Source organism: Cellulomonas sp. (assembly GCF_036279715.1).
Taxonomy (GTDB): Bacteria; Actinomycetota; Actinomycetes; order Actinomycetales; family Cellulomonadaceae; genus Cellulomonas_A.
Window position 1 is genome coordinate 1 of sequence record NZ_DASUIR010000003.1, and the last position, 8,984, is coordinate 8,984.

An 8,984-nucleotide genomic window follows, 5' to 3' on the forward strand; every position below is an offset into this window, starting at 1 on the left:
TCGCCGACACAGGGCAGCCAGAGAGCGTCGAGGCCGTCCCTCTGCGCCTGACCTTCTGCCACACGACGCTGGCGCACGGCGAGGACGCGCAGTGGGTCCGGCAGCGGTTCCGCGAGGCGTGCGCAGCGCTGGGGACCGACGCGATCGAACAGGACGGCCGACTCCGGGTGCGACTGAACCCGCGGTGAGGGCACCGGGCCGTCGCGGTCGGGGAGGCGGCCGGGCCGTTGGCCGGCCTGGCCGCCCTGGCGGACGTGGACCGCGCCATACCCCGCTACGCGGCGGCGGAGGCCTACCTGCGCGAGCGGGCCGGCGACCTGACTCTCGCCGCCCGCCGATACGCGGACGCGGCCCGCGCGGCCACCAGTCTCGCCGAACGTGATCACCTCACCCGCCAGGCCGCCCGGCTCAACGACCTGCTGCGCGCTTGATGCAGAAGTAGGAACCGCTCGCGAGATCCTCGAGGAGCGTGGGTCCGGTGGGCGTCCAGCCGAGCAGCTCCTGCGTGATGGTGCTGGACGACGAGAGGCCCCTGGCGAAGAAGAGGCGCGCTCGCCCCGTGCTGAGGAGCGATGGGTCGCCCGCACCGGGCGCCGACCCGCGGAGCACCGTCGGGCGGATCGTCCTCAGCGACTACCGTGGGAGCGTGCCAGACCAGCTCTCACCGACCGCGGCTGACATCGGCGAGCCGGACGAGCTCGACGATGTCGTGGTGGGCCGCCGCCGCGGCCGTGGTCGCCCACGCGACCCCGACCTCGAGGCGCGAGCCCTGAGCGCAGCCCTGGAGGTCTTCGGCGAGAAGGGCTGGGTCGCGATGACCATCGACGAGGTCGCCGCGCGGGCACGCGTCGGCAAGTCGTCGATCTACCTGCGCTGGCCGGACAAGACAAGCCTCCTGACCGATGCGCTGCGCCAGGTTCAGCTCGGCGTGACGGTCGAACCCGCTCGGGACGACGCGGACGAGGGCGACATCAGCGAGCCGCCCGCAGAGCCGTCGCTGCGCGACTACCTCATCGTGCATGCCACGCGTCGGGCCAACCTGTACCTCAGCGACGCCGGCATCGCGATGCTGCGCCTGTACGTCGAGGCGCGCGCGCACCCCGACGTCTTCGCGGACATCCGCCGCCGGGCGATCACGGACTTCGTCCTGGACGAGCGGCGCCGCGTCGAGGCGGCGATCCAGCTCGTCGACGAGGTGTCGCCGATGTCGACCGTGCAGCTCCTCGACGCGGTCGAGGGCGCAGTGTTCATCCACGTCCTGGTGACCCCGCCAGAGCTCGTCGACCGGGTGCGGCTGCACCTCGCGGACTACATCGAGCAGATGGTGGACAACCAGCTGCGTGCCGTCGGCCTCAGCCCTCTCGGAAGCTGACCCCGAAGCCACCGCGCGGATAGTGCCAGCTCAGCGCGCCGGGCGCCGCGACGGCCAGGCAGGTCCCGCACTCGAGGCACGCGGCGTAGTCGGCCGCGATCGTACCGTCGTCAAGCTCGCTGTAGACGCCCGCCGGGCAGACGGCGATGATCGCCTTGCCGGTGCCGGTCGAGCGGCACAGCGCCTGGTCGATGACGATGTGGGACTCGTCCTCGTCGATCTCGAACCTGTTCGCGGCCAGCCGCTCGGGAACCGTCGTCGCCTTCACAGTGCTCGCACCCCTGCCCATCCGTCGCTGACCAGCTGCCGCACACTCACCGGGGACTTGCGCAGCGCGTCGCGCGCCACGGCGAGCAGATGCTTGCGCGGGGTCCCGTCGAGGCTGAACACGTCGTGGAAGAGGCCCGCTGCCAGCTCCCCGTACGCGCCGTACATCCCGGTGCGTTCGAGGAACTTCGGTGCCCTCGCATACGTACGCATGTCCTTGAGGACGAAGCCCTCCTCCAGCCGCCGCCAGTAGCCTGCGAGACCGGCCTTGGAGGTGTCGCCGCTCGCGACCGCCTCGGCGATCGCGTCGGCCGCTGCGATCGCCGAGCCGATCGCGAGGTCCATCCCGCGCACTGTCAGACCGCTGTTGATCGTCAGGCCCGCTGCCTCGCCGATGACGACCATGCCGTGCGTGGCCACGTCGCCGACCATGTCCATGCCGCCTTCGGCGACCAGGTGGGAGCCGTACTCGAGGACCGTCCCGTCGCGCAGGTAGGGCGCGAGACCGGGGTGCGCGACGAAGTGCTCGAAGACGTCGATGGCCTTGTGGCCCGAGCGCAGGAGGTCGTCGAGCCGCAGCACGACGCCGAGGGACAGCGACTCGGTGTTGGTGTACATGAAGCCACCGCCCCCGATGCCGAGCGTGCAGTCGCCGACGATCGCGTGCGCCGCGCCCTGGTCGCCCGTCAGACCGAACCGGTCCTCGATCGCCTGCCGCGGCAGCTGCACGACTGCCTTGACCCCGACGGCCATGTGGTGCGTCGGCGGCTTGGCGCGCAGCCCGATCGACTGGGCCAGGAAGGAGTTCACACCGTCCGCTGCGATGACGACGCGAGCCCGCAGCTCGTCGTCCCCCGCCCGGACGCCGACGACGCGCACCGCCCCGTCCGGTCCCGGCTCGGTGAGCAACGAGTCGACCCGAACGCCTGACATCAGGAAGACACCCGCCTCCTCCGCGCGTTCGGCGAGCCACGGGTCGAGCTTCGCGCGCAGCACCGTGACCGCGTTGACCGGCTCGGCCAGCGCCGAGCCGCGGTAGTCGATGCCGACCGCCGAGTCGGGGGTGAGGAACGTCGTCACGTGACGCGTGATCGTGCGCTCGACAGGCGCCTGGTCGACGTAGCCGGGGAAGACCGTGTCGAGCACCCGCCCGTAGAGGACGCCGCCCGACAGGTTCTTCGACCCGGGAGCCTCGCCGCGCTCGATGAGGACGACCGACAGGCCGTGGCTGGCCAAGCGATAGGCAGCGACCGACCCGGCCGGGCCGGCGCCGACGACGATGACGTCGAAGTCGGGCTCGACGGCCTCGGTGGTCACGCTCCGGCCCCGAGCGCGGCGGTCAGCGCCGGCACGACCTGGTAGAGGTCGCCGACGATGCCGTAGTCGCACTGCGCGAAGATCGGCGCGGACTTGTCGGAGTTGATCGCCACGACGACCTTGGCTCCGCGGACCCCGACCATGTGCTGGAGCTGCCCCGAGATGCCGATCGCGACGTAGAGGTCGGGCGCGATGTGCTGGCCCGAGATGCCGACGTAGCGCTCCTTGGCGACCCAGTCGACACCCTCGGCGAGCGGCCGGGAGCACGCGACCTCCCCGCCCACTGCCTCGGCGAGGTCGGTGACCAGCGCGAGGTCTTCACGGTTCTTGAGTCCGCGGCCGATGGCCACGACGGTGCGCGCCGCGCCGAGGTCGACCTTGGCCTGCTCCTTGATGCGCACGTCGGTGATCGTCGCGCCGGTGGCCGGCGTGGCCGGCACCTCCTCGAGGGCGACGGGCGCGACGGTCGCATCGACCGACGCCCCGGGGGCGAGTGCCAGCACGGCGGTCCCGCCGCTGACCGCGGTGCGGTGCTCGGCGATGCCACCCAGGACGGTCCGGTTCACGACGACCTGGTCGCCCGCGAGCTCGACGCTGCCAATTCCGGCCAGGACCGGGGCCTGCAGTCGGGCCGCGACCGCACCCAGCAGGACCCGGCCGGCGGGGTTCGCTGCGCCGAGGACGACCCGCGGCGCGGCGTCGGCAACGATCCGGGCGACCTCGCCCGCGTAGGCCTCGACGGGCGTCCCGTCGGCAGGCTCACCGAGCCAGACGAGGCGGTCGACGCCGGCGTGGGCAGTCTGCTCGGCGATCGCACGGCGCCCGACGACCAGCGCGACGACCTCGGTGCCGAGCACGCGCGCGGCCTCGACGAGTGCGCTGACGGCGGGGTCGTCGCTGACGACGATCCACGACTGGGACGTGACGTTCATGGTGCTCCCTTGGAGTGCGTCGGTGGCTAGAGGGCCCGGGCCTGGCGCAGCGCGCCGACCAGCTGGGCAACGGCTGCGGCGGGGTCGCTCCCGTCGAGGACGACCCCCTGTCGGGCGCCCGTGTCGGGCTTGGCGGTGGCCAGGGTGACGAGGGCGACCTCGGTAGCCGGCACAGCCAGGTCACCCAGGGCCAGGACCTCGACCGGCTTCTTGGCCGCGCCGAGGATGTCCTTCATCCCGGGCACGCGCGCCACGACCGCGTCGCTCGAGGCGGCAAGGACGACGGCACCCGTGACGGCCAGCGTCGCGACGCCCGACGGCAGGTCGCGCTCGACGACTACTCCCCCGTCACCGGCCGTCACGCTGCTGACCGCGTTGAGGCCGAGCCAGCCGAGCTCACCCGCGAGCGTCATCGCGACCTGACCCTCGGCGACGTCGACCGAGGAGTCGCCCGCGAGGACCACGTCGACGTCACCGATCGCCCGGACCGCGGCGGCGAGGACCCCGGCGAGCCGGGTGCCGTCGGCGCCGGCGAGCGCGTCGTCGGCCACCATGACGAGCCGGTCGAGCCCCCGCGACAGGGCCGCCTTGCGTGCCAGCGGCGTGTCGATCGATGCGGCACCGGCCGTCAGGCCGACGACCTCCCCGCCCATGGCGTCGGCGAGGCGACGGGCGAGCTCGAACGCGACCGGGTCGTACTCGCTGACGGCGCTCTTGGCCCGGCTCCAGTCGACGGATCCGTCGGGGCGCACATCGGCGTCCTGGGGGTTGGGTGCCCACTTGTAGGCGACGACGATCTTCATGGGTTCTCCTCGGGGGTGCGCTGGTGCGGTGCGCGGGACGTGGCCCGCGCGACTGCGGACCTGGATCGGGGCGTGGCCCGGGTCAGCTGTGGTCCTTGACGATCTGGCGGCCGGCGATGTGGACCATGATCTCGTCGGTCCCGCCGCCGAACCGGTGCCCGCGCAGGTCGAGCCACAGCCGCGAGACGCGCGTGCCGATGGTCACGCCGACGCCGCCGAAGATCTGCATCGCCTCATCCGCGACCTCGAACGCGGCCATCGCGGAGTAGCGCTTGCAGAGGGCGCCCTGGCTCTTGAGCGGCTCACCCTGGTCGACCATCCAGGCCGTCTTGTAGACGAAGTTGCGGATGTTCTCGAGCTTGATCGCCATGTCGGTGAGCTTGAGCTGGATGAGCTGGAACGAGCCGATCGGCTTGCCGAACTGCACGCGCTGCGCGGCGTAGGTCGCAGCGTCGTCGAACGCGCACTGGGCCATGCCGAGGCAGTTGGCCGCGATGACGAGGCGCTCGAGCTCGAAGTTGCGCATGAGCTGCTTGAAGCCGTTGCCCTTGACGCCGACGAGGCACGACTCGGGGAGCGTGACGTCGTCGAGGAAGATCTCGCACGAGTCCGAGATGTGCCACAGGATCTTCTCGAGCCGGTTGGTGGTGACGCCCGGGGCGTCCATCGGGACCAGGTACATCGAGATGGCCTTGCGCGGGTCCTCGACGTCGGGGTTCTTGGCCATGAGCAGCAGGTACTTGGACTGCAGCGCGTTCGTGATCAGCGTCTTGGTGCCGTTGAACGTCACCACGCCGTCGTGGTGCACGGCGCTCGTCGTCATCGCCGAGTTGTCCGACCCGGCACCGGGCTCGGTGAAGCCGAGCGCGAACGGCACGTCGCCGGCGGCGAGCAGGCCGAGGATCTCCTGCTGCTGCTCGGGCGAGCCGAACTCGAGGATGTCCTTGGCCTGGAGCAGCTCGAGGCCGTAGCCGTTGTTCAGGCCCTGGCGGGCGACCCGCTCCGCGAGCATCACGAGCGTCAGTGCGTCGCTCGGGGTGCCGCCGAACTCCTCAGGGAAGCCGAGCGAGCCGAAGCCGGCCTCGTTCATCGCGCGGCGGAACGTCGTCGGCGGCTGGTGCGTGGCATCCAGGTCGGCGATGTACGACTCGGGGCACTCGCGCTCGAGCAGCTCGTCAAGGCTCTCCAGGAGCAGCTGCTGCTCGTCGGTCAGTCCGAAGTCCATGGTCGTCGACCTCTCAGGTGGCGTGGGGCGCGTCCAGATGCCGCGCGACGGCACCGCCCCGGCGCCGCGTGACCATCGTTGCCGCGCCCGATGTGCCCGATCACAGGACGATGGTCCTAAATACCGACCCACTTCGTCCGCAAAGTTGTGACGTGTAGCGAGACCGTGCCAGATCGGTTCCAACGAAGGAGCGCACACGTGACTCAGGTCATCACGTCGGCCGAGGCCGCCGAGCTAGTCAAGGACGGCGACACCGTCGCTCTCAGCGGGTTCGGCATGGCATGCGTCAACGAGGAGACGCTCATCGCCCTCGAGCGCCGGTTCCTCGACCAGGGCGCTCCGCGCAACCTCACGGTCATGCATGCGAGCGCGGTCGGGAACCGTCGCGACAAGGGCATGAGCCACCTGGGCCACGACGGCCTGATCAAGCGCTGGATCGGCGGGATCGCGATCGCGTCCCCCGTGCTGGCCAAGCTCATCGAGGCCGACGGGTGCGAGGCCTACAACCTGCCCCAGGGCGTCATCACGCAGATGTACCGCGAGATCGCGGCCAAGCGCCCCGGCGTCATCACGAAGGTCGGGCTCGGGACGTTCGTCGACCCCCGCGTCGAGGGCGCCCGGATGTCGCCGTCCAGCGTCGACGACATCGTCCACGTCATCGAGCTCGCGGGCGAGGAGTGGCTGTTCTACCCGTCCTTCCCGATCGACGTGGCGCTCATCCGAGGCACCGTCGCGGACGAGGACGGCAACCTCACGCTCACGCACGAGGGTCTGAAGATGGAGGTCCTGCCGATAGCGCAGGCCGCGCACAACAGCGGCGGCATCGTCATCGCGCAGGTCGAGTCCATCGCTGCGGCCGGCAGCCTGGACCCCAACGACGTCAAGGTGCCGGGCATCCTCGTCGACTACCTCGTCGTCTCGCAGCCCGAGAACCACTTCCAGACCGAGAACACGTACTACAACCCGTCGTTCTCTGGTCAGCTGCGCATCCCGATGTCGGGCGTGACCTCGATCCCGCTGAGCGAGCGCAAGGTCATCGCCCGTCGCTGCGCGATGGAGCTCGCCCCGCACACCGTGCTCAACCTCGGCGTGGGCATCCCCGCGGACGTCGGCACGGTCGTGGCCGAGGAGGGCATCAGCGACCAGATCATGCTGACAACCGAGGCCGGCGCGATCGGCGGGGTGCCCGCGGGGCTCAAGGACTTCGGGCACGCCTACAACCCCCAGGCGCTCGTCGACATGCACTCGCAGTTCGACTTCTACGACGGCGGCGGCCTGGACGTCGCGGTCCTCGGCCTGGCCCAGAGCGACACGGCCGGGAATGTCAACGTCTCGAAGTTCGGGTCGCGGGTCGCCGGGTGCGGCGGCTTCATCAACATCTGCCAGTCGGCCAAGAAGCTCATCTTCGCCGGAACGTTCACCGCGGGCGGGCTGGTCGTCGAGGTGGCCGACGAGTCGCTCCGCGTCGTCACCGAGGGTCGCGCGCACAAGTTCCTCGCCGACGTCGAGCAGATCACGTTCAGCGGCCCGTACTCAGCCACACGCGGTCAGACAGTCCTGTACGTCACCGAGCGCGCCGTGTTCGAGCTGATAGACGGCGTGATGACGCTCATCGAGATCGCGCCCGGTGTCGACCTGCAGACCGAAGTCCTGGACCAGATGGACTTCACCCCCACCATCTCCCCCGACCTCGCACTGATGCCTGCGGGCATCTTCCGCCAGGCCTGGGGCGAGCTCGCCTCCCAGATCACCTCCGCGCGGCCGGCAACGACGCCCGCGCTCGTCGGAAAGGCCTGACCTATGCCCACGATCAACCGGTGGCGCGTGCTCACCGGATCTGTCCTCATCCTGCTGTGCACGGGTGCGATCTATGCGTTCTCCGTGTTCGCCGGTCCGCTCGGCGGCGCCCACGGGTGGACGGTGCCCGAGGTGCAGAACGCATTCATCATCAACGGTGCGATCGCCCCGATCCCCATGATCCTCGGTGGCTTCATCATCGACCGTGGGGGTGCGCGCTGGTCGATCACGATCGGCGCGATCCTCTTCGCGCTGGGGTTCATCCTGACCGGCTCCGCCACCAGCACGACCCAGCTGTACCTCTTCTACGGCCTCATCGCCGGGCTGGGTCAGGGCTTCGCCTACTCGGGCTGCCTCAACAACACGATCAAGCTCTTCCCTGACCGTCGCGGGTTCGCCGCCGGTGTGCTCACCGCGGGCATGGGCGCTGGTGCCGTCATCGCCGCCCCCGTCGCCCGGGCCCTGATCGACTCGGTCGGGGTCGGTGCGACGTTCGTCCGGATGGGCGTCGTGTACGCCGTCGTGGTCGTCGCGGCCACGCTGCTCATCCGGCCCGCGCCGGTCGGCTTCCTGCCCCCCGGCTGGACGCCGCCCACCGGGACGCCCGCGGTCGTCAACAGCACGTGGAGGCAGATGCTGCGCACCCCGGCCTTCTACCTCATCTTCGTCATGCTGACCGCGGGTGCCTTCTCGGGCCTGATGATCGCCTCGCAGCTGTCGCCGATCGCCCAGACCAGCATGTTCGCGATCTCCGCCGCCACAGCGGCGCTCCTGGTGTCGGTCTACTCGATCTGCAACGCCCTCGGCCGCTTCGCCTGGGGTGCACTGTCTGACCGCATCGGGTACACCAACGCGATCGCCTTCATCTACGCAGTCGTGGCGCTGTCCCTCGTCGTGCTGCTCATGGTGCACTCGACCTTCGGCTTCGTGGTGGGCATCGTCGGGCTCGGCCTGTGCTTCGGCGGCGTGATGGGCGTCTTCCCGGCCCTCACGATGAAGACCTACGGCCCACGGTTCCAGGGGATGAACTACGGGATCCTGTTCACGGGCTACTCCGTGGCCGCGTACTTCGGGCCCAAGATCGGCGCCACGCTCGGTGGCGGCGCCAAGGGTGACTACACCACGCCGTTCGTCATCGCGATCGTGGTGGCGCTCGTCGGCCTGGTGCTGACGCTGGTCCTGTCCCGCCTCGGTGGCGCCAAGCCCGCCTCGACGCTGACCCCGCAGCGGGTCGCGGCAGCGTCCTGAACCCGTCGGGGTGGGGGGGGGGG

Annotated in this window: 10 protein-coding genes; 5 read left to right on the forward strand and 5 right to left on the reverse strand. The window is 70.5% G+C overall.

The annotated features are described in order from the left end of the window. The 3 genes from VFW79_RS00175 to VFW79_RS00185 all read left to right on the forward strand — a co-directional run. A partial coding sequence (locus tag VFW79_RS00175; protein WP_329675307.1) for a hypothetical protein occupies positions 1–188 on the forward strand: 188 nt, incomplete at its 5' end. 66 nt (positions 189–254) lie between these two features. After that, positions 255–431, forward strand: coding sequence for a hypothetical protein (locus tag VFW79_RS00180; protein WP_329675308.1), 177 nt, complete (start codon positions 255–257; stop codon positions 429–431). Positions 432–646: 215 nt separating this feature from the next. Then, complete coding sequence (locus VFW79_RS00185; RefSeq protein WP_329675309.1) at positions 647–1,372, forward strand: helix-turn-helix domain-containing protein; 726 nt, start codon at positions 647–649, stop codon at positions 1,370–1,372. On the opposite strand, the gene VFW79_RS00190 is transcribed toward VFW79_RS00185, so the two are convergent. The 5 genes from VFW79_RS00190 to VFW79_RS00210 all read right to left on the reverse strand — a co-directional run bounded on the left by VFW79_RS00190 (position 1,353) and on the right by VFW79_RS00210 (position 5,916). Further along, positions 1,353–1,640, reverse strand: coding sequence for a hypothetical protein (locus tag VFW79_RS00190; protein WP_329675310.1), 288 nt, complete (start codon positions 1,638–1,640; stop codon positions 1,353–1,355). The genes VFW79_RS00185 and VFW79_RS00190 overlap by 20 nt on opposite strands. Beyond that, complete coding sequence (locus VFW79_RS00195) at positions 1,637–2,956, reverse strand: FAD-dependent oxidoreductase (protein ID WP_329675311.1); 1,320 nt, start codon at positions 2,954–2,956, stop codon at positions 1,637–1,639. Before VFW79_RS00195 ends, VFW79_RS00190 begins: the two co-directional genes overlap by 4 nt. Further along, positions 2,953–3,888 carry an electron transfer flavoprotein subunit alpha/FixB family protein gene (locus VFW79_RS00200; protein ID WP_329675312.1) on the reverse strand — a complete coding sequence of 312 codons (936 nt, stop codon included), beginning with the start codon at positions 3,886–3,888 and terminating at the stop codon, positions 2,953–2,955. The genes VFW79_RS00195 and VFW79_RS00200 overlap by 4 nt, the downstream gene beginning before the upstream one ends. 26 nt (positions 3,889–3,914) lie before the next feature. Beyond that, complete coding sequence (locus VFW79_RS00205; protein ID WP_329675313.1) at positions 3,915–4,691, reverse strand: hypothetical protein; 777 nt, start codon at positions 4,689–4,691, stop codon at positions 3,915–3,917. Between the two features lie 82 nt (positions 4,692–4,773). After that, entirely contained in the window at positions 4,774–5,916 is a 1,143-nt protein-coding gene (locus VFW79_RS00210; RefSeq protein ID WP_109130125.1) for an acyl-CoA dehydrogenase family protein, read from the reverse strand. Positions 5,917–6,114: 198 nt separating this feature from the next. Between VFW79_RS00210 and VFW79_RS00215 the strand changes: the two genes are divergently transcribed. Beyond that, positions 6,115–7,713: an acyl CoA:acetate/3-ketoacid CoA transferase gene (locus VFW79_RS00215; protein WP_329675314.1), complete on the forward strand. Its 1,599-nt coding sequence runs from the start codon at positions 6,115–6,117 to the stop codon at positions 7,711–7,713. 3 nt (positions 7,714–7,716) lie between these two features. Beyond that, positions 7,717–8,961 (forward strand): L-lactate MFS transporter, encoded by a 1,245-nt coding sequence (locus tag VFW79_RS00220; protein WP_329675315.1) that lies wholly within the window; start codon positions 7,717–7,719, stop codon positions 8,959–8,961. Positions 8,962–8,984: the final 23 nt, after the last annotated feature.

What these genes read in the sequence shown, in the direction of transcription:
- VFW79_RS00200 (WP_329675312.1), bottom strand. Translation starts at nt 3,888, where the DNA reads ATGAACGTCACGTCCCAGTCGTGGATCGTCGTCAGCGACGACCCCGCC.
- VFW79_RS00220 (WP_329675315.1), top strand. Translation starts at nt 7,717, where the DNA reads ATGCCCACGATCAACCGGTGGCGCGTGCTCACCGGATCTGTCCTCATC.
- VFW79_RS00210 (WP_109130125.1), bottom strand. Translation starts at nt 5,916, where the DNA reads ATGGACTTCGGACTGACCGACGAGCAGCAGCTGCTCCTGGAGAGCCTT.
- VFW79_RS00205 (WP_329675313.1), bottom strand. Translation starts at nt 4,691, where the DNA reads ATGAAGATCGTCGTCGCCTACAAGTGGGCACCCAACCCCCAGGACGCC.